This window comes from Nonomuraea sp. CA-143628 (genome assembly GCF_050942315.1).
In the GTDB taxonomy this organism is placed as follows: Bacteria; Actinomycetota; Actinomycetes; order Streptosporangiales; family Streptosporangiaceae; genus Nonomuraea.
This window is the reverse complement of sequence record NZ_CP192072.1, coordinates 10,660,323-10,680,709: the sequence shown is the minus strand read 5'-3', so window position 1 is coordinate 10,680,709 and position 20,387 is coordinate 10,660,323. Positions and strand designations below refer to the sequence as shown.

The 20,387-nt window shown below is 70.2% G+C and carries 15 protein-coding genes; 5 read left to right on the top strand and 10 right to left on the bottom strand.

Features of this window, described 5'->3' with window-relative positions:
* Window positions 1–53: 53 nt before the first annotated feature.
* The 4 genes from ACQP2T_RS48425 to ACQP2T_RS48410 form a co-directional block, all read right to left on the bottom strand.
* Complete coding sequence (locus ACQP2T_RS48425; RefSeq protein WP_433511571.1) at window positions 54–2,546, bottom strand: ABC transporter permease; 2,493 nt, start codon at window positions 2,544–2,546, stop codon at window positions 54–56.
* 1 nt (window position 2,547) lies between these two features.
* Window positions 2,548–3,300 carry an ABC transporter ATP-binding protein gene (locus ACQP2T_RS48420; RefSeq protein ID WP_433511570.1) on the bottom strand — a complete coding sequence of 251 codons (753 nt, stop codon included), beginning with the start codon at window positions 3,298–3,300 and terminating at the stop codon, window positions 2,548–2,550.
* Window positions 3,301–3,405: 105 nt separating this feature from the next.
* The gene (locus tag ACQP2T_RS48415; protein ID WP_433511569.1) at window positions 3,406–4,056 is read right to left on the bottom strand and encodes a response regulator; all 651 of its coding nucleotides are present in this window, start codon (window positions 4,054–4,056) and stop codon (window positions 3,406–3,408) included.
* The gene (locus ACQP2T_RS48410) at window positions 4,056–5,183 is read right to left on the bottom strand and encodes a sensor histidine kinase (protein WP_433511568.1); all 1,128 of its coding nucleotides are present in this window, start codon (window positions 5,181–5,183) and stop codon (window positions 4,056–4,058) included. Before ACQP2T_RS48410 ends, ACQP2T_RS48415 begins: the two co-directional genes overlap by 1 nt.
* Window positions 5,184–5,374: 191 nt before the next feature.
* Here ACQP2T_RS48410 and ACQP2T_RS48405 point away from each other — a divergent pair, with 191 nt between their 5' ends.
* A complete protein-coding gene (locus ACQP2T_RS48405) occupies window positions 5,375–5,881 on the top strand; it encodes a hypothetical protein (protein WP_433511567.1) in 507 nt (168 codons plus the stop codon).
* On the opposite strand, the gene ACQP2T_RS48400 is transcribed toward ACQP2T_RS48405, so the two are convergent.
* The gene (locus ACQP2T_RS48400; RefSeq protein ID WP_358197111.1) at window positions 5,878–6,900 is read right to left on the bottom strand and encodes a helix-turn-helix domain-containing protein; all 1,023 of its coding nucleotides are present in this window, start codon (window positions 6,898–6,900) and stop codon (window positions 5,878–5,880) included. The two genes, ACQP2T_RS48405 and ACQP2T_RS48400, sit on opposite strands and share 4 nt — an antisense overlap.
* 154 nt (window positions 6,901–7,054) lie before the next feature.
* On the opposite strand from ACQP2T_RS48400, the gene ACQP2T_RS48395 reads away from it, so the two are divergent.
* Complete coding sequence (locus ACQP2T_RS48395) at window positions 7,055–10,870, top strand: S8 family peptidase (RefSeq protein WP_433511566.1); 3,816 nt, start codon at window positions 7,055–7,057, stop codon at window positions 10,868–10,870.
* A 75-nt stretch (window positions 10,871–10,945) separates the two neighbouring features.
* On the opposite strand, the gene ACQP2T_RS48390 is transcribed toward ACQP2T_RS48395, so the two are convergent.
* Window positions 10,946–11,920: a hypothetical protein gene (locus tag ACQP2T_RS48390; protein WP_433511565.1), complete on the bottom strand. Its 975-nt coding sequence runs from the start codon at window positions 11,918–11,920 to the stop codon at window positions 10,946–10,948.
* 291 nt (window positions 11,921–12,211) lie between these two features.
* Between ACQP2T_RS48390 and ACQP2T_RS48385 the strand changes: the two genes are divergently transcribed.
* Window positions 12,212–14,077, top strand: coding sequence for a cytochrome c oxidase assembly protein (locus ACQP2T_RS48385; protein ID WP_433511564.1), 1,866 nt, complete (start codon window positions 12,212–12,214; stop codon window positions 14,075–14,077).
* Between the two features lie 20 nt (window positions 14,078–14,097).
* On the opposite strand, the gene ACQP2T_RS48380 is transcribed toward ACQP2T_RS48385, so the two are convergent.
* From ACQP2T_RS48380 to ACQP2T_RS48370, 3 genes are read right to left on the bottom strand one after another with little or no spacing between them, the layout of a single operon-like run.
* Entirely contained in the window at window positions 14,098–14,847 is a 750-nt protein-coding gene (locus ACQP2T_RS48380) for an amino acid ABC transporter ATP-binding protein (protein ID WP_433511563.1), read from the bottom strand.
* On the bottom strand, window positions 14,844–15,491 hold the full coding sequence (locus tag ACQP2T_RS48375) for an amino acid ABC transporter permease (protein WP_433511562.1): 648 nt from the start codon (window positions 15,489–15,491) through the stop codon (window positions 14,844–14,846). Before ACQP2T_RS48375 ends, ACQP2T_RS48380 begins: the two co-directional genes overlap by 4 nt.
* Window positions 15,491–16,294 carry a transporter substrate-binding domain-containing protein gene (locus ACQP2T_RS48370; protein ID WP_433511561.1) on the bottom strand — a complete coding sequence of 268 codons (804 nt, stop codon included), beginning with the start codon at window positions 16,292–16,294 and terminating at the stop codon, window positions 15,491–15,493. The genes ACQP2T_RS48375 and ACQP2T_RS48370 overlap by 1 nt, the downstream gene beginning before the upstream one ends.
* Before the next feature lie 494 nt (window positions 16,295–16,788).
* Between ACQP2T_RS48370 and ACQP2T_RS48365 the strand changes: the two genes are divergently transcribed.
* Window positions 16,789–17,148 (top strand): hypothetical protein, encoded by a 360-nt coding sequence (locus ACQP2T_RS48365; RefSeq protein ID WP_433511560.1) that lies wholly within the window; start codon window positions 16,789–16,791, stop codon window positions 17,146–17,148.
* A gap of 109 nt (window positions 17,149–17,257) precedes the next feature.
* Window positions 17,258–18,103 carry a SulP family inorganic anion transporter gene (locus ACQP2T_RS48360; RefSeq protein WP_433511559.1) on the top strand — a complete coding sequence of 282 codons (846 nt, stop codon included), beginning with the start codon at window positions 17,258–17,260 and terminating at the stop codon, window positions 18,101–18,103.
* 94 nt (window positions 18,104–18,197) lie between these two features.
* Here the strand turns inward: ACQP2T_RS48360 and ACQP2T_RS48355 are convergent, their stop codons facing one another.
* Window positions 18,198–20,246, bottom strand: a complete 2,049-nt coding sequence (locus tag ACQP2T_RS48355) for a cytochrome c oxidase assembly protein (RefSeq protein WP_433511558.1) — start codon at window positions 20,244–20,246, stop codon at window positions 18,198–18,200.
* Window positions 20,247–20,387: the final 141 nt, after the last annotated feature.

Here is a 20,387-nt window from a genome sequence, read left to right as displayed (position 1 = left end):
TCCCGCATAGTTTCTTTCCGTAAATTGCCGTCCTTATCGTGATTTGTCGGGGTTTATCCGGTTGCTAGCGAGCCCACGATCGACGCCCGAGCCGCCCGCCGCGCGGGCAACACCGCGGCCAGCACCCCGGCCAGCCCCGACAGCGCCACGAACAGCACGATCTGTCCCACCGGCAGCACGAACCAGGCGCCGTCGATCATCGCCCGCATCGCCGCCCACCCGAACACGCCGCCGAGCACCACCCCGACCACCGCCCCGATGAGCCCGAGCACCAGCGCCTCCACCGAGAGCATCCGCCGCAGCTGCGGCCTGGTCAGCCCGAGGGCCCGCAGCAGCGCCGACTCCCTGGTCCGTTCATGTACCGACAGCGACAGCGTGTTGGCGATGCCGAGCAGCGAGATCAGGATCGCCAGGCCCAGCAGCCCGGTGATGATCATCAGCAGCATGTCCAGCGTGTCGTCGAACTGCCCGCGTACCTCCGTCGCGCTCGTCACCCGGACCATCGGGTAGGCCGCCGTCGCCGCGTCCACCGCCTTGCGGGCCTGTGCGGTGGGTACGCCGTCCTTGATGTTCACCATCACCCGTGTGTCGGGTATCTGGCCGAAGTACTCGTCGAATGACCGCTCGGCCACGGTGAACATCGGCAGGTTCGCATCGCCCACGAGAACGGCGGCCACCCGCAATGTGACGGTCCCGGCCTCAGTGGTCCGCACCGCGACCGTGCCGCCGACCCGTAGCCCGAACTCCGCGGCCGCGGGGGCGTCCACTGCCACCTGCCCCGCCTCCAACCGGTCCATCGAACCGGACCGTACCTCCGGCTTGAACGGTCCGTTGAAGGTGCCGACCTGCACCGATTTCCCGGAGCCGGAGATCTTGGCCTTGGCCGTGCGGATCTGTACGACCGAGGACAGCTCCGGACCGCGCCGCAGCGAGTCGGCCACCGACCGGGGGACGGCGGCGTCGCGCTCCTGGGTGGCCACCAGGTAGTCGACGGGGAACTGGTTGTCGAGCTTGGTGGTCATCGTCACCCGCATCGAGGCCGTGACCACCGAGATCAGCGTCATGAGCGTCACGCCGATCGTCAGCGCCACGGTCGTGGTGGCGGCCCGGCGGGGGTTGCGTCCGGAGTTGTCCACGGCCAGTCGTCCCGGTACGCCGAACAGCCTGGCCGGGATCCAGCCGATCAGCGCGCTCAGCGGCTTGACCAGCACCGGTCCGAGGATCAGTACCGCCAGGAAGGTCAGCGCGCCGCCGCCCATGACGACGAAGAGCGGCACCATCTGGCCCGGCTCCATCGCCAGCGCCCCGTAACCGGCCGTGCCGAGCCCGGCGACGAGGAAGAGCGTGGCGAGGAGCACGCGTACGACCCCGGTACGGAACGTCTGCTCCTCCACCTGCGTGCGCAGCGCCGCGATCGGCGCGACCCGGGTGGCCGCCCGCGCGGGCAGCAGCGCCGCCCCCACGGTGACCAGCAGGCCGAGGCCCAGCCCGCTGAGCATCGTGACCGGCGTCAGCGCGATGGCCGCGTTCGTGGGCAGCGGGGCGTCGAGCGCGCCGAGTACGGCCAGCGTGGCCGCGCCCAGGCCGTAGCCCGCGAGCAGGCCGAGCGCGGACGACAGGAGGCCGACGGCGGTGGACTCCAGGATGATCGAGCCGAACACCTGCCCGCGAGTGGCGCCGATGCAGCGCAGCAGCGCCATCTCCCTGGCCCGCTGCGCGACGAGGATGTTGAAGGTGTTGTAGATGACCAGCGCGGCCACCAGCATGGCCACCAGGCCGAACAGCAGCAGACCGGTGGTCAGCGACTCCATCTGGATGCCGGAGTCGGCCGCCAGGCTCTTGGCGAGCTCCGCGCCCGTCTTGACCTTCGCTCCCGCCCCGGCGGCGGAGGCGACCGCCTGCTTGAGCCCCGCGCCGTCGCCCGCGATGTCGATCTCGGCGAAGCCCTTGGCACCGGTCATCCGCTGAGCCGTGGCCGGGGTGAAGCCGATCGCGCCGGTGTAGGCCAGCATCTGGTCCAGGCCGGTGTCCATGATGCCGACCAGCCTGAACCGCTGCTCGCGGTGCCGGGAGTCGAGCACGGTGATCGTGTCGCCGAGCTTAAGGCCCTGGGCCTTGGCGGTGTTCTTGTCGAGCACCGCCACCTGGTCGTCGGATCCGGGGCCGGTGCCGCTGATCATGGTGGTGCGGTCGAGGCGGCCGGTCACGATCGAGAGGGCCGTGGTCGGCGCGTTCCCGACCGCCTTGCCGTCCTTGCCCAGTAACGGCGCGCTGCCGCGGATGAGCCCTTGGGCCTCCAGCACGCCGGACAGGCCGCGTACCTGGTCGAGCAGGCGTTCCGGTAGCACCGCCTCGCGGTCCTCGGGCAGCACGGCCAGGCCGACCTTGTCCGCCTCGGCCGTGGCCTGCTGCGACAGGCCGGCTTTCATGGTGTCGGTCAGCACGAACGTACCGGCGATGAAGCCGACGCCCAGCGTGATCGCCAGTGAGGTGAGCAGCAGCCGCAGTTTGTGCGCGCGCAGCCCGGCCAGAGTCGTCCTCAGCAACTCAGGCCTCCAGCTTCATCAGCGTGTCGAGCACCGACTGCGGTGAGGGCGCGCTGATCTCGCTGACCAGCTCGCCGTCGCGCAGGAACACCACGCGGTCGGCGTACGCCGCGGCCACCGGGTCGTGCGTGACCATGACGATGGTCTGGCCGAGCTCGCGCACGGACGTGCGCAGGAACGACAGCACCTCGGCGCCGCTACGCGAGTCGAGGTTGCCCGTCGGCTCGTCGGCGAAGATCACCTGAGGCTTGCTGATCAGCGCCCTGGCCACGGCGACGCGCTGCTGCTGGCCGCCGGACAGTTCGGTCGGCTTGTGGGCGAGCCGGTCCCGCAGCCCGACCGTCTCGATGACGCGGTCGAAGAGCAACTGGTCCGGCTGGCGGGCGGAGATCTCCAGGGGCAGGCGGATGTTCTGCTCGGCGGTCAGCGTCGGCAGCAGGTTGAACGCCTGGAAGATGAAGCCGATCCGCTCGCGGCGCAGCAGCGTGAGCTGTTTGTCGTTGAGCCCGGTGAGCTCCACGTCGCCGATGTGCACGGTGCCGGAGGTCGCGGTGTCGAGCCCGGCCAGGCAGTGCATCAGCGTGGACTTGCCGGATCCGGACGGGCCCATGATCGCGGTGAACGCGCCCGTGGCGAAGGCGACGTCCACGCCGCGCAGGGCGTGGACCCGCGCGTCGCCTTGGCCGTACACCTTGGTCAGTGCCTTGGCCACCACCGCCGCGGGGGCTTGTCGGCGGGTATCGGTGAGGGTCACGTTCACTCCTTCTGGTCTGCGGGAACGTGACCAACCTAGGAGCGGAAAATGCAGGAAATATGGGCCCCGAGGAGGGATTTCGTATAGGTCCTGAGATGACCCGGGTCAGCCTTTCGGCTGACGTGACGGGACCACCAGGCCCGCCTCGTACGCGTAGACCACCACCTGGACGCGGTCCCGCAGCCCCAGCTTGGCCAGCACCCGGCCCAGGTGCGTCTTCACTGTGGCCTCCGCCACCTCCAGCTCGGCGGCGATCTCCAGGTTGGACAGGCCGCGGGCCACCATGAGCAGCACCTCGCGCTCGCGTGGCGTCAGCTCCGACACGGCCGCGAGCTCCTCCGTCGGCAGCTGCGCGGCGAACTTGGCGAGCATCCGCTTGAGCGTGCTCGGCGCCACCACGGCGTCGCCCGCGTGCACCGACCTGATCGCGGTCAGCAGGTCGGCCGGCGGCACGTCCTTGAGCAGGAAGCCCGAGGCGCCCGCCTTGACCGCGGCGAAGGCGTACTCGTCGAGGTCGAAGGTGGTCAGGATGAGCACCTTGGGGCCGTCGATGCGCCGGGTGGCCTCCACGCCGTCCATCCTCGGCATGCGTACGTCCATGAGCACCACGTCCACCTCGACCTCGCGCAGCACCTCCAGCGCCCGCACCCCGTCACCGGCCTCGGCGACCACCTCGATGTCGGGCTGGGCGCCCAGCACCATCCTGAACCCGGCGCGCAGCAACTCCTGGTCGTCGACCAGCATCACCCGGATCATCAGGCCGCCCTCGTGCCCGGCACCGGCAGCCTGGCCAGCACCTCGAACCCGCCACCCGATCTCGGCCCGGCCGCCACCTCCCCGCCGTACATGCCGACCCGCTCGCGCATCCCCACCAGCCCGTGCCCGTCGGGGCTGCGTGGTGCCGCCGCGCCCCTGCCGTCGTCGGTCACCCGCACGACCAGCTCGCGCCCGGCGTACCGCAGCTCGACCAGCGCGCGGACGCCGGGGCCGCCGTGCTTGAGCGCGTTCGTCAGCGCCTCCTGCACGATGCGGTAGACCGCGAGCTGCTGCCCCTCGGGCAGCTCGCCCGGCGGGCCGCCGACCCGCAGCCGCGCGGGCACGCCCGCGCCGCGCACGAGCTCCTCCAGCTGGGCGAGGCCCGGCTGCGGCGTGTAGTCCGTCCCGTCGGACCCGTCTTCCCGCAGCACGCCGACCAGCCTGCGCATCTCGGCGAGCGCCTCGCGCCCGGTCTTGGAGATGGCGTGTACGGCCTGCCGCGCCTGGTCGGGGTCGCTGTCGATGGCGTACCCGGCGCCGTCGGCCTGGACCACCATCACGCTGACGTTGTGGGCCACCACGTCGTGCAGTTCCCTGGCGATCCTGGTGCGCTCAGCGGCGGCCGCCATCCGGGCCTGCTGGTCGCGCTCGCGCTCGGCCCGTTCCGCCCGCTCCTTCAGGCTCTCCAGATAGCGGCTGCGGGTCTTGGCGTACAGGCCGGTCAGCCAGACCGTCACGACGAGGATCGAGCCGCTGAAGAAGAGGCTGAACGTCGGCGCCTGCCAGTGCACGATGACCAGCACCACGCCGACCTCGGCCACCACGCCCGCGGCGATCGCCCACGGGAATCGGCACCGGAAGGCCACCGAGTAGAGCGCCACCAGCACCGCGATGTTGGCCGGCATCGGATCGTTGTTGGTCAGCCACTGCCCGAAACTGGCCAGCGAGATGATCGCGAAGACGGTCAGCGGCCAGTCCCGCCGCCACAGCAGCGGGACGATCAGTATCGCGCTGAGCCCGAGGTAGCCGGCCATCCCGGCGTACAGGCCGGCGTCGCTGATCGCCTTGTACGGCACGGCCAGGACCAGGCAGAACACTGCCAGCGGTGCCGCCCGGAGTGCGTCCATGAGCCTGCCATGGCGTCCTGACCATTCCATTACCCTGCCGAACACATCATTACGATACGGAGGCTTCGGTATGGGTTTGTCAGCCTGAAGGGGGAGTTTTGGGTACGACTCAGGTCTTACACCAGCCTTACGAGACATAGGGCACTCTTGTCGTTGGGAGCGCCCTGAGGGGCGAGTAAAGGGAGATCGTGATGGCGGATCATGATCATGACGCCGGGTCGCGTGGCGAAGAGGAAGCGCCGCGCGACCCGACCCCTGGAGACCGGCCCGCCGCTTCCCCCGAAGCGGAAGCGGCGACCACCCGGGTCTCGGGCCCGCCGCCCGGAGGCGGGTGGGCTCCACCACCGCCTCCGCACTCTGACAGCTTCCGCGACTTCTTCCGGCTGAAGCCCACGCAGATCATCGGTGCGGGCCTGATCGGGCTGATCATCGGCGGCGTGCTCGGGGGCGGCGCCGTGGCGGTGATCAGCGGCATGGTCCACCGAGGCGACACCGCCCGCGTCTACTGGCAGGACTGGGAGCGCTATCCCGGCTACCAGGACTGTCGTCCGGGCCCTGGCGGGAGTTACTGCCGGCGGCTGCCGCCGTACCCCGGTCCGTATCAGGTGCCCGCGACTCCGTATCCGTGGCCCACGCCGGTGCCCACGATGATGCCCCCCAGCGTCATGCCCACGCCGATGCCCACCAAGACCGGTTAAGGCGCCCGTAGCCCAGGCCCCCGGTCCAGGACCAGCAGATCGTGCTGCGCGGCCAGGAACCCGGCGTGAAACCGCGTACGGGCCCCCAGCCGCTCGCACAGCTCCTGCACCCGCCGCTGCACCGTACGCGGGCTGAGACCGAGCTGCCGCGCGATCGCGTCGTCCTTCATCCCCACCGCCAGCAGGGCGAGCACCTCGGTGTCGCCCGGCTGCGGCCACACGTCCCGTTCGATGTGCGCGGCCGGGTCCGCTGACAGCCGCAGTGGCACGGCCGCCTGCCACAGCACCTCGAACAGCCCGACCAGCGCGTCGAGCAGCGCCGACGGGTGGACGACCAGCGCGCTCTCCACCGCCCGGTCCTCGTCGGACACCAACGGCAGCATGGCCGTGCGGCCGTCGGCGATGGCCAGCTTGACGGGCACCTGCCCCAGCCGGGCCTGCTCGCCGTCGGCTATCGCCTGCCGCGTGTGCTCCAGCATGCCGGGCTCCTCGAACGCCAGCGGCCCGTAGATGCCGCGCACGACCGGGCCCTGGTGGGCGGCGCGCTGCTGGTTCTCCTGGTCGTCCAGGATGTCGACCGCGTACGGCGGGCGCACCAGCACGAGCATCTCGGCCGTGACGCTGCGTTCGAGCTGGAGGTAGCGGCGGGCGACGGCGTAACGGCCGGTCACCACCTCCAGCACCTCCTCCGGATGCGGTCCGGTGCGGTCGGCCACCTCGGTGGCGAGCAGCGCCGCGGCGGCCCGGCTGTGCGTGATCTCCTCTTGGCGGCGGGCCACCAGCACGTCGATGGCGATGTTCGGCGGCGTGGCGATCAGCCGAAGGGGTCGGCCGGCCACCCGGGAGATCAGCCCGAGGTCCTCCAGCCGGGGCAGCATCCGGCGGATGGCGGCGGTGGACGCGCCGGTCTCGGTGGCCAGCTGACTCAGCGTCGCGGGCCCGTGGCGGAGCAGCGCGCGGTAGGCCGTCTCCTCGGCGACGCTGACGCCGAGGCCCTCCAGTAACCGCCGTTGCGCCATGCCAGCCCCCCGCTGTCCTGTCGTCTCGAACGCGAGCGTAGCCCAGGCGGGTTTACGACAAGTCGGGATCTCGCCAGACGAGACCTATGGACCGGAACGCCCCCAGATCACTAGGAATTGGGTCGGCACATTTCTCGCCTTCTGGAGGTGGCCGATGAGGCCCAGGCGTTGGACAGCGGTGGCCGCCTCCCTGGCGGTGGCCGCGGTCACCACGATCACCGGTACGGGCGCGCGGGCGGACGACGCTCCGGCGCCCGCGCGGGCCGACCGCGCTCCGGCCAACGGTGCTTCAGCCCTCGCGCCAGACCCCGCCAAGCACGGCTACGACATCACGCTGATCACCGGCGACCAGGTGCACGTCGCCGTCGCCGCCGACGGCCGCCAGAAAGCGAGCGTCACGGCCGCCCCGCGCGGGGACGGGCCACCCGCCCGTTTCCGGATCACCGAGGACGCCGGGCAGCTCACCGTGCTGCCCAGCGACGTGGAGGGGCTGGTCCCCGGCCGCCTCGACCCCGAGCTCTTCAACGTGACCGCCCTCGCCGCGCAGGGTTACACCGACGAGCGGTCGGACGCCATCTCCCTCATCGTCACGTACGGGAAACAGAGCGTGATGCCGGCCGTCCCCGCGCTGAAGGCGGTCCGCACGCTGGAGAGCATCGGCGGTTCGGGCGTCCGGCTGGCCAAGACCGCGGCGCGGGGCTTCGGCGGTGAGCTGTCCGCGCTGGCCGCGGGCCGTACGAAGAGCCCGCTCGACGGCGTCACCAAGATCTGGCTGGACCGCAAGGTGGAGCCGGCGCTGGACCGCAGCGTGCCGCAGATCGGCGCGCCGGCCGCGTGGTCTGCGGGCTACGACGGGGCGGGCACCACGGTCGCGGTCCTGGACACCGGCGTCGACACCGGGCACCAGGACCTGGCGGGGAAGGTCGCCGACGAGCGTGACTTCACCGACAGCGGCAGCGCCACCGACGAGTTCGGGCACGGTACGCACGTCGCCGACATCATCGCGGGCAGCGGCGCGGCCTCCGGCGGCTCGCGCAAGGGTGTCGCACCGGGCGTCAAGCTGCTCAACGGCCGGGTCCTGGACGCCAACGGCGAAGGGCTCAGCTCCTGGATCATCGACGGGATGGAATGGGCGGCGGGGGAGAAGCACGCCGACATCGTGAACATGAGCCTGGGCGACCCCAGCCCCGGCGGGCCGCTCACCGACGCCTTGGGCGCGCTGTACGCGGGCTACGGAACGCTGTTCGTGGTGGCGGCGGGCAACAGGGGCTGCGAAGCCTGCGTCGGGAGCCCGGGAGACGCCCCCGCCGCGCTGACCGTGGGTGCGGTCGACGGCCAGGACCGGCTGGCCGACTTCTCCAGTTTCGGACCCGTCGGGCTGGAGCGCGCGGTCAAGCCCGACATCACCGCTCCGGGCGTCGGCATCGTCGCGGCGCGGGCCAAGGGCACCTCGCTCGGCGAGCCGGTGGACGAGTACTACACCCGCCTGTCCGGCACCTCCATGGCCACCCCGCACGTCGCCGGGGCCGCCGCGCTCCTGCGGCAGTCACGCCCCGGCATCTCGGCCGGGGAGCTGAAGTCCCTGCTCATGGGTACGGCCAAGCCCATGCCCGACACCCCGGTGGACAAGCGGGGCACCGGCCGGGTGGACGTGGCCACGGCGCTCGGGGAGCCGGTGCTGACCGCCGAGGGCGCGGTCGACTTCGGGCTGTCCGAGGTGTCCTCCGGACAGCCGGTGACCCGCGAGGTCACCTACCGCAATCCCGGCAAGACCCCCGTCACCCTCGGCCTGGCCACCGGCGGCCCGTTCAGCGTCTCGCCCGCCGAGCTGTCCCTGCCCGGCGGGGCGGAGGCCACGGTCCGGCTCACCCTCGACCCGGCCAAGGCGCAGGCGGGGCGGCAGCGCGCGGAGCTCGTCGCGACGCCGAGCCAAGGGCCGCCGCTCCGCACCTCGCTGACCGGAAACGTCGAGGTCGAGCGGGTCCGGCTGCGGGTGAGCGGGATCGCCAGGGACGGCCGCCCCGCGCAGGCGTACGCCGCCGCGCTGAATGTGGACGACGGGACCCGCGACGGCCGCGAGATGCCCGGGGACCCGGTGCGCCGGTGCGAGAGCGACCCGGGTGACTCGTGCGTGCTGGTTCCGCCCGGCACCTACTCCGTGCTCGGCGTCATCAACACCCTGCGCCCGTCGGTCGACAGCATGGCCTACGCCGACCGCGGCACCGTGCTCAACCTGAGCTTCACCGGCGAGCCCGAGCTGAAGGTCACCGGTGACACCAAGGTCGTGCTCGACGCCCGCAGGGCGGTCGAGATGCGGGTCGACACGCCCGACCACGTGACCAAGCGGAACAGGGGCACCGCGACCAAGCTCATCTGGACCCGCGCGCCCGTCAAGGGCACGCCGCTCACCGAGACGATCCTGCAGGACGAGAGCGCCGACGAGACGTACTACCTGCAGCCCATGAAGCGCGTCACCAAGGGCCGGTTCGCCGTCGCCACCCGCTGGCACCTGGAGGCCCCCGCCATCACCCTGCGGACCGCCGGGCTGGAGCTGAACCCCGACTACGTCGACCCCGTCTGGTTCAGCGACGTGTCGGCCGACTTCCCCCGCCTCGACGGCTCCGCGCTGCTCCTGGCCGTGGACGCCGGGACCGCTACGCCCGCTGACCTCAAGGGCCGCGACCTGCGCGGCAGGCTCGCGCTGATCCGCCGCACGGCCGACCTGACGGTCGCCGCCCAGTCCAACGCCGCCGCGGCGGCCGGGGCCCGGATGGTCGCGGTGTACGGAGACCTGCCGGTATCCGAGAGCGGGGTGAAGCTGAAGGTCCCGACCGTCGCGCTCACCGGCAAGGAGGGCGCCCGGCTGGCCGAACGGCTGCGCAGGCTGCCGGTGCCGGTCCTGGCCAAGGGCGTCGTGGCCAGTCCGTACGTGTACGACCTGTACCTCAGCGAGGAGGGCGGGATCAGGGACCGGCCCGACCACACCCTGCGGGCGAGGTCCCTGGCCCGGGTGGACTCCGACTTCTTCAGCCAGCTCGCCGACGACGTGACGCTCTCCGAGAACCGCTTCGGCTGGCAGCCATGGGAGACCACCTCGTGGGACACCGGCCGGCCCGTCCCCCGTACGCCGCGCGACCGGGTCGACTACCTCACCGCCGGTCCCGGGGTGCGCTGGAGCAGCAGCATGGAGACGCCGGAGCGGCCGTACAACTACACCTGGGAGCACGACCAGGCCCACATCGGCGTCTCGGGCCCCGATGACGCGCCCTTCCGGGCCGGGGAGCGGATCGGCCGCACCTGGTTCAAGCAGCCGCTGCTGCCCGGCCCCGGGAGGGTCCGGCCGCTGCGCAGGGAGGGCGACCTGCTCCAGGTCGACATGTGGGGGCTCATCGACGCGGGGCGGAACACCGGCGTCGCCCAGACCGACAACTTCGCGACCGGCATGAAGACCGGCTGGCGGTTGTACCAGGGGGACACGCTGCTGGCGCAGACCGAGCGGCGCCCCCAGGGGATACTGCTCCTGCCGGCCGCCGCCGCCACGTACCGGATGGAGTACGACGTCGAGAACCGCGCCACCTGGGCCCGGCTGTCGACCAGGACGAAGACGGCGTGGACGTTCCCGTCGCAGCACGACGCCGGATCGGGCACGACGGTCCCGCTGCTGCTCGCCGACTATGACGTGGCGACGGACCTGAAGAACCAGGCCACCTCGCCGCGGCTCGGCCTGACCCTGCGCCACCAGGACGGCTCGGCGGCCGCCCCGATCAAGGACGTGTCGCTGGAGGTGTCGTACGACGACGGCGCCTCGTGGCGCGCGGTCCGGCGGCTGGCCTCGAAGGGGAACGGCGCCTACGAGGCCACACTGGACCGGCCGCGGTCCGCCGCAGTCGTCTCGTTGCGCCTCAAGGCCACCGACACGCGCGGGGCCAGCCTGTCTCAGGAGGTGATCAGGGCGTACGCGCTGAGGTAGCCGAGTGTGGGCGGGGGAGCAGAAGGCCCGCGGCGAGCGCGCCATGAGCGCCGCGAGCCACACGGCAGCCGTGGTTCACCCGGTTCCGGATGGTGGCGGCAGCAGGATCTCCGTGGCGTTGTCGCGGCCCGCGGGCCAGAACAGCGGCTGGTCCACATCGGGATGGCGATGGCTGCGGATCAGCGCCTGAATCGCCGGAGTGAGCAGGAAGTTCTGCAGCGCCAGCGCACCGTCCACGTTCGCGCCGGGGAATGAGGCCGGGTTGACCACGACCGTCGCCATGATCCGGTGGAACAGTTCGTCGGTGTAGAGCACGGGTCGCAGCGGAAGGTGGTTGTCCTGCTGGAAGACGAGGAACGGGGTGGCGCCCCACATGCTGTATCCCCGTTGCTGGGCCGCCGCCCGCATGGCCGCCTCCTGCTGGAGCCCCGTGTCGCGATACCACCCTGTCTTGTCCGGACGCCCGGCGGCATGCCACAGGTTGTCGGCCAGATAGACCAGTTCCGGCATGGCGTTGACGATGAACGGCGCGCGGGTGCGGGCGATCCGGCGGAACGCCTTCACCGGATCCGTGAGCTGTGCGACATGGGCCGGGTCGCCGTCGGGCACGATCAGCGCGATGGAGTTGAACAGCACCATCCGGGGCCACTGCCCGAGCCCGTCGGTGATGAAGGCCTGCGCGTCCTTGTGCCCGAAATGCGATAAGACCAGGTCCGCCTCCCCGGCGCGGGCCTTCACGTACACGTCCTCACCAATGTGGACCTGGACCTGCCGGCCGGTCTGGCTCTGGAACGCGTTGAGCAACCGCGGCAGCAGGCCGCCCTCCTGAACGGTCCGGACGCTGGCGAGCCGGATCACGCCCGTGCGCGTCGCGGCGCCGGTCGATGCCGCCATGGCGGGCCCGGATCCCACCGCTCCCGCTGTTCCCACCGCTCCTACTGTTCCCAGCGCGAGCAGCCCGGCGGCCTGCACCGCGTGCCGTCGCGTCAGCCCAGGGCCCTCCGCCTCGTGTCGAGAGCGTGCCTTGTCGTCGCCTTGGTTCGAGCTCATCCGCTTGCCTTTCTGCCGTTGGGTGTGTGTGGTTCGAGGGTTCGGCGAGAGGTGCTGTCGGCGGCACTTCCTTGGGGGAACAACTGCAGCGTGCCACGGCCACGCCCGCCGCCGGGTCACATATAGATGTCGGAGGGCTGAACCAGCCGGCGGCATCCCGCGTACCTCATGACATGCCATGGAGGACGGCGGTCGTCGCGTGAGTACGGTTACCGGTGTCTCGACAGCGCTCGTCGACAGGCGATTGCCGCCGCGTGAGCTTGCCCATGGCGGTGGTTGGGTGGGCGCGCGATGACAAAGAGTGGACGGGTCTACGTCTCCGTGGTCGCCGCGGGTGTGGTGGTGTTGATCGCTGCCCTTTGGTTCGGCGGCGGCGTCAGCGAACCGAAGATCGCTGGGCTGCCCACCGCGGGACCGCTCACCGACTGGGGGCTGCCGCTGGTCCGGTTCTGCTACAACCTGTGCGCGGTCGCCTGCGTGGGAACGCTGCTCGCCGCCGTGCTCTTCGCACCGGCCGCCTCGCCCGAGTCGGCGGCCTGCGTCCGCGCGGCAGGCTGGTGGGCGCTCGCCTGGGCGGCCACCGCCGTCCTGAGCTACCTGCTGACCCTGTCGAACATCATCCCGCTGCCCGTGACGAACCTGCTCGGCTCTTCCGACATGCTGAGCTTCGGCATGTCGTTCCCGCAGACCCAGGCGCTGCTCGTGGTGCTGGTCGCCGCCGTCGTGGTGGCCGTGCTCACCCACTTGCCGCGCCTGCCCAAAGTGATCCCGCTGGCCATCGCCGCCTTCGCGATCCTGCCGCCCGCCTACGTAGGTCACGCCGCCTCTGTCGCCGACCACGACATCGCGGTCTCCGCCCTGATGACGCATCTGCTGTCGGCGTCGGTGTGGATCGGCGGGCTGGCCGCGGTGCTCGTCCACTTCCGCCGTTCCGATCACCTGCAGGTGGCGCTGCCCAGGTTCAGCACGATCGCTTTGTGCTGCTTCGCGGCGGTCGCCGTCTCCGGCCTGGCCGGCGCGTGGGTGCGGCTGAACACTCCATCCGACCTCTGGCAGACCAGGTACGGCCTGCTCGTGCTGGCCAAGGTCGTGGCGCTCGCGTTCCTGGCCCTGTTCGGCTGGATTCACCGCCGCCGCATTGTCGCGGGCATCGCCGAACGCGGCGTGCGCCGTACTTTCACCCGGCTGGCCGCGGGGGAGATGGCCATGATGGCGGCGGCGATGGGGCTGGCCGTCGCCCTGTCCCGCACCCCACCACCCACGGGCGGTGACGGTAACGGCAGCCACTTCATTCTGGAGTACCAACTCGCCCGCTACAGCCTCGGCGCGCTGATCACCCAGATCCGCCTGGACCCGCTGATCCTGCTGCTTCTGGCGCTGCCCGCCGTCGGCTACATGATGGGCGTACGCAGGCTGCCCTCCTGGCCGGTCGGACGCACGCTGGCCTGGTACGCCGGCCTGGCGCTGACCGCGCTGGCCCTGCTCGGGGGGATCGGCAGCTACGCGCGGGCGATGCTGTCGATCCACGTTCTGCAGCACAGTGTGCTCGCCGTCATCGCTCCTATCCTGCTCTGCTTCGGCGCGCCTCTCACCCTCGCCGCCCAGGCCACCACTGCCGCCTCTCAGTACGGCGAGTTCGGCTCACGGCTTCGTGGCCGGCGCATCACCCGTCCCGCTCTTTTGCTGATCGCCGGCACCCTGCCGGTCATCCTGCTCTACGGCACGCCCTACCTGTCCTGGTCCGCATCCGGCTATGCCACCCACTTGCTTACGGTGTCTCTGGTCTTCGGTGCCGGGTTGCTGGTCTTCTGGGTGCTGGTGGGCGTCGATCCGCTGCCTCGCTCGATCCCGTGGGCCGCCCGCGCCTGGCTGCTGGCGGCGGTCGCCGCCGTACACCTTGTCCTCGGCGCGTTCCTGCTGCTCGGACCGGCCGCGGCGGTCGACTGGTTCTCCCTTGTGGCCCCGCTCGGCGTTGATGACAGCCTCGCCGACCAGCGCCAGGCCGGAATCCTGCTCATGCTCGTCCCACTGGCTCCGCTGGCCGCGCTGGCCGCGCAGCTGGTCTCGCTGAGGCAGGAAGCCCCGACCCGGGTGCGGACAGACCAGGTTGCCCAGCGCCTGGTCAGCAGCCGACGTCTCGATACGCCGAGCGGGTGACCAGGCCGGCTAGACGTCGATCACGACGCCACCAGTCGCAGGAAGGCCCGGACCCTGGGATGCGCGGGCGCGGTGAAGAAGCTCGACGGAGCCCCCTGCTCGATCACCCTGCCGCCGTCCATGAAGACGACCCGGTCCGCCACCTCCCTGGCGAACGCGGCCTCGTGCGTGACGACCACCATCGTCATTCCCTCCCGCGCGAGCTCGCGCATCACCTGGAGCACCTCCCCGTGCAGCTCGGGGTCGAGCGCGGAGGTGGGTTCGTCGAAAAAGATCACCTCGGGCCGCATGGCCAGCGCCCTGGCGATCGCGACCCGCTGCTTCTGCCCGCCCGACAGCTTGGCCGGATAGCAGTCGCACTTGTCGCTCAGGCCCACCCGTGCGAGCAGCCGCCGCCCCAGCTCGGCCGCCTCATCGCGTGATGCGTTCTGCACTGAAAGGGGGCCTTCCATGACGTTCTGCAGGGCCGTCATGTGCGGGAACAGGTTGAACTGCTGGAAGACCATGGCGGTACGGCGGCGCAGCTCGCGTATCTGCTTGGCCCGGGCCCGGGAGATCCTGCCGCAGGCGATCTCGGTGCCGCAGACGCTGACCGTGCCCTTCTCGGGCTCCTCCAGCAGGTTCAGGCAGCGGATGAGTGTGGTCTTGCCCGAGCCCGACGGGCCCATGACCACGATCACCTCGCCTCGCTCCACGTCGAGGTCGACGCCCTTGAGCACCTCCAGGTCACCGAACCGCTTGTGCAGGTCACGTACGCTCACGACGGTCACGCGTAGGCCCTCCTCATCCGCTTCTCCAGCACCTGCTGGCCGATCTGGAGCATGGTGTTGACCAGCCAATAAAGCATCCCGACCAGCAGCAGCGCCTCCATGTACCGGAAGGTCGAAGTGCCGATGCCCTCGGCCACGCGCGTCAGCTCGACCACGGTGACCGCGGAGGCGAGCGAGGTGTCCTTCATCAAGGCGATGAACCTGCTGCCCACGGCGGGGGTGGCGATCCTGATCGCCTGCGGGAAGATGACGCGTCTGAGCGTCTTCCAGTACGGCATGGCCATCGAGGCCGCCGCCTCCCACTGTCCCTTGTCCACGCCGAGCACTCCGGCGCGGAAGTTCTCGCTGAGGTAGGCGGCGCTGAACAGGGTGAACGCGATGATCGCCGACGGGATGGGCGGGATCTGCAGCCCGAGCTGCGGCAGCCCGAAGTAGACGATCATGATCTGGATGAGCAGCGGCGTGCCCCTGAACACCGACACGTACGCGGCGGCCAGTGCTCGCAACACCCTGCTGGCCGAGATGCGAGCCAGCGTGACCAGGGCACCCAGCGCGCTGCCGAGAACGAACGAGATCAGGCCGAGCATGATCGTGATGGCCAGGCCGGCGAGCAGATCGGGAAACGAGTCGACGAGCAGGTCCATCACAGCTTGCCCAGCTCTTCGGCCATGTTCAGCCCGCCCAGCCACTTGCGGGAGATCGTGGCGAGCGTGCCGTCGGAGATCATGTCTCCCAGCGCCTTGTCCACGGCCTGCTTGAACGAGGTGGACCCGTTGGCGAAGGAGATGCCGTTCACCTCAGACTCGAGCAGCGGCCCCGCGGGCTTGACCGCCAGCCTGTTCTTCTGCGCCAGGAAGGCGCCCTGGAACCGGGAGACCAGCGCGGCGTCCGCGCGGCCGCTGCCCACCTCGGTCAGGCCGAGCGTGGCGTTGTCATAGGTCTTGATGTCGGCGCCGGGGATCGACTTCTTGGCGAACGCCGCCTGCGTGGTGCCCGCGGTGACCGCGACCTTCTTGCCCGGCAGATCCGCCGCGCCGTTGATGGAGGTGTTGGTGTTCGCCACGAAGATCGAGATGCCGTTGACCTCATAGGGCCGGGAGAAGTCGACCTGCTTCTCGCGCTCATCGGTGATGGTCTGACCGGCGATCACCGCGTCGAAGCGTCCCGCCTGAACTCCGGCGATGAAGCTCTGGAAGTTGGAGGCGACGAACTCGACCTTCGCGATGCCGAGCCGCTTGGCCAGCTCGTTGGCCACGTCCACGTCGTAGCCGGCGGGCTTGCCGTTCTCCAGGAAGTTCCACGGCGGGTTGGCCTGGGTCTGCGCGACCCGGATGACTCCCGCCGCTTTGACTCGCTGCAGGAGATCGCCGTGAGCCTGGCTGGAACCGCACCCGACCAGGGCGCTCACGAGGATGATCAATATAGGTATCCGAAGGAGCGAAGTCATCGCCACACCCTTCCTCTCGCGCGCACGCGCGCGGTCGGTCGGCACTGGCCCCCGAGCCCCTGGAACGCTGTCCGTAACGTCCAAAGGCCCAATGCTCTTGCACATACCACCGAGGGGTACATGCCCTTGCGGCTACACCGTCCCTCTTGGCCCCCTCCTTCGTCAAGTACCCCCGAGGGGTAATTTTCGGTCCTTCCAGAAATGAGCCATCACGTCCGCTCAAGTCGATGTTTAGATCGAAATTTCCCGTTTTCGAGCGTGGGCCTCAGGGGTCACCGAGCAGGTTGAAGGGCCGAAGCCCGGGGCGGTGGGGAGTCTGTGCGGCGGGGCTCGGCCTGACGGCCCAGCGCGGTTATGGCCCCCCGGCTTTCGTTGACTTTATGTGGCGACATCTAGTCTGTGGGTGTTGTCAGGTGCACAGGGGACGTCATGTCGCCGGGGCCTGAACGGGCCGGGCCACAGGCTCAAGCCACTCAGATCGGGGGAGCGAGGCGGTGACGAGGCTGGTCCAGAATGCCCGCGCGGCGCTGGCCATGGCTCTGTTGGCGTGCCTGATCCTCTCCCACGGGCTGCCCTCGGCAAGCGAACGGCACGTCCTGCCGGCGGTGGCGGCCGGGGCCGAACACTACGAAGGCTCAGCCCAGCCGGGGGAGGCGTCCGACCACGTGTGGGCCCGTGATCGGCAGCAGACCGTCGCGGTCCCCCGGGCGAAGACCCCGTTCGACACCGTGGTGGCGTCATCCGCGACGCAGCCGCCGATCATCGCCGCGAGCGGTGTGGAAGGCCCGCCGTACGGCCTCCGCAGACAACGTGGCGCCGCACTTCCCGCAGTGCTCCAGGTCTTCCGCTGCTGATCGGGCCCACCGAGCGAACCGGCGTCTCCTACCAGCGTTCCGCTGATCGTCCGAACGGCCCGGACGGCCCGCGCCGTTTGACGTGATACGGCCCTGCGTCGCGTACGACATGTACCGCAGGATCGTTCAAAAGATCCAGGTCACCGGCCTGATCGACGCGATCCGGCTCCCTGGCGCGGAGTCCCTCGGGCAGCTCGCCGAGATCGGTGTCATCGGCACCGTACTGGCGTTCACGCTCATCGCCTCCGCCGAAAGCCTGTTCAGCGCGGCGGCGGTGGATCGCCTGCACGACGGTCCGCGCACCCACTACGACAAGGAGCTGATGGCCCAGGGAATGGGCAACGCCGTCTCCGGGCTGCTCGGCGCCCTGCCGATGACCGCGGTCATTGTGCGTAGTTCGGCCAACGTCCACGCGGGTGCCAAGACCAAGACGTCGCGAGTTCTGCACGGTGTCTGGCTGCTGTCGTTCGCCGCCTTGGTCCCCTCCGTGCTCGGCGTCATCCCGATCGCGGCGCTCGCCGGTGTCCTCGTCCACGCGGGCTGGAAGCTGCTCCCGATCAAGCAGATGATCCGGCTGTGGCGGGCACATCGTGGCGAGGCGGTGATCCTCGCGGTCACTGCCGTGGCCATCGTGGTGGTGAACATGTTCGAAGGCGTGCTCATAGGGCTGGCGCTCTCGATCATCAAATCCGCGTGGGAAACCTCGCACATGCAGATCCAGGTCACTCACCGCGGCGACGGCCCGATCCGCGTGGAAGTCAGCGGCAACGCCACCTTCCTGCGCCTGCCCAAGATGCTCGACACCTTGGAGACACTGCCGAAAGATCAGCCCATCGAGCTCGACCTCGCCGGGGTACGCCACCTCGACCACGCGTGCCGCACGGCCCTGACCACGTGGGCGGAACGCCACAACAACAAGGGCATCGAGTTGGTCCGGATCTCTACCGCGGCCTGAAGCAGCCCAGCCTTCCTGCGGGATGACCGCCTTTACTCTGCCGCCGCGCCAGGCAACCGGGCGCGGCGGCGGTGGGTGGTCAATGGCACGCTCATTAATCCTGAGATCGCTTGTTCAGCCGGGCCAGATAGTCGTTGTAGGCGGCCAGTTCGCTCTCGCCGAGCCGGTCGGCACGACGGTCCAGGCGCCGCGCTTGGCGATGATCGCTGAGCGCCCACTGCGCGGCAATGGTGATCACCACGATCATGGTGGGGATCTCGCCGAACGCCCACGCCATGCCGCCGGCGACGGTCTGGTCCTCCAGCACGCTGGCTCCCCAGGGGCGGGCCAGCTGGTCGTACCAGGATGAGGTGATCGATTTGCCGGTCATCATCATCGAAATGCCGAAGAACGCGTGGAAGGGCATGGTCATCATCAGCGTGCCGAGCTTGGCGACGTACGGCAGGCGGCGTGGCGCCGGATCCACGCCGATGATCACCCAGAAGAACAGCACGCCCGAAAGCAGAAAATGCCCGTTCATGAGGATGTGGCCGACCGGCTGGCGCATGGCGCTCTCGAACAACGAGGTGTAGTAGAGCGCGTAGGAGCCGCTGATGAAGACGGCCATCGCCAGCGCCGGATGCGAGACGATCTCGGCGAAGCGGCTGTGCAGGATCGTGACGATCCACTCGCGCGGTCCGCGGTCACCGCGGTGGGAAACCGGTTTCAGCGCCCGCAGGGCGAGCGTCACGGGCGCTCCGAGTACCAGGAAGATCGGGGTCAGCATCGCCAGCCCCATGTGCTGGATCATGTGCACGCTGAACAGCACAGGCGCGTAGGTGGCGATTCCGCTTTGGGTGAAGACCACGATGAGGACGAGCCCGACCGCCCACGAGACAGACCGTCCCACCGGCCAAGAATCCCCCCGGCGGCGTAGGCGCGCGACCGCGGCCGCGTAACCCAGGGCGGCGACGACCACCAGCAGGACGAAGAAGAGGTCCAGCCGCCACAGCGTCGCCAGCCGGGCGGCGCTGAGCATCGGTGGCATGGCATAACCCAGCAGGTCACGGACGGGGTCGGCGGGCAGCGCGGTCAACGGTGGTGGCGTACGCGACAGCACCACCGCCAGCCCCACAGTGGCGGCCATGACCACCACCTCACCGACTGCCAGTCGCGCGAAGGCACGTGGCCGACCTGCCCGCAGGGCCATCAGGGTATGGCGTCGGTGCAGCCACCCGAACCCGCCCAGTACGGCCAGGGCAGTGGCCTTAGCCAGGATGAGCACTCCATAGGAGGAGGAAACCAACTGCCCGAACTCGGTCAGACGGGCCGCGGCACCGGCCACACCGCTGACCGCGACCCCCGGCAGGCACCACGCCGCCAGCCGGGAGAACCGCCCTACCACCAGTGGCAGATCGGCATGGCCCCGCTGGGCGTGCACGGTGACGGCGACCAGGCCGCCGACCCACAACGCCAGCGCCACCAGGTGCAGCCCCAGGCCGGTGATGGCCATCGCGTGGTTGGGGGAACTGGCCGAGTGTCCGGTCAGGACCGGTGGCAGCAGCCCGAGCAGGGCGGCGGCGAGCAGGCCGGCGGCGCTGTTGAGGCTCACCACGTCTCTGGCGAAACCGGCGATGCACGCGGCCAGGAGCAGCACCAGCAGCATTGTTGTGCCCTGCGGGACGGTGCTGATGAAGCTGAGCGCCTCGGTGCCGGTCAGGCGCGCGGCGGGGGTGGCGAGGACATCCGACAGCGTGAACAGCATCGCCAGGGCGGTCGCCGCAGCCCAGGCCAGCGCGGCCCAGGAGGCCGAGCGCGCGTAGCGTTTCGCCTGGCCCGGCAGCAGCCCCTTGTCCGAGGGGAGCAGAACGGCGGCCGTGAGCAGCATGCCCACCGTCGTGATCGCGGCCAGGTCGGCGGCGAGCTTGGCGAGCGGCAGTCCCCAGCGGGTGAGAAGGCCGGCGTCAGCGAGCCCGCTGATCACGACGGCGAAGGCCGCGCCGCCCGCCAGCATGGCGATCGTCAGGGCGGCCACGGCGGAGCCTGCCGCGGCAAGGAACAGCGGGGCCAGGCGCGCGGCGGCCAGGGCGGGGGTGGCGGGAGAGTCGCCGCCGATCAAGATGGTCCGGCGCCGACGCTCGGCCCGCCGTTGCTGGCCTGGCAACGCCTAGAGCCGCTCTTTGATCGTGCCCTGCGGCTTCTCGTGCATCTACTACCCCCGGCCCTTATCTTCTACGACTGGTAGAACTTCTACCGTACGTCGAATATGAGAACCGTAAGGGGCGGCGCGATCACGGTTGAGGCA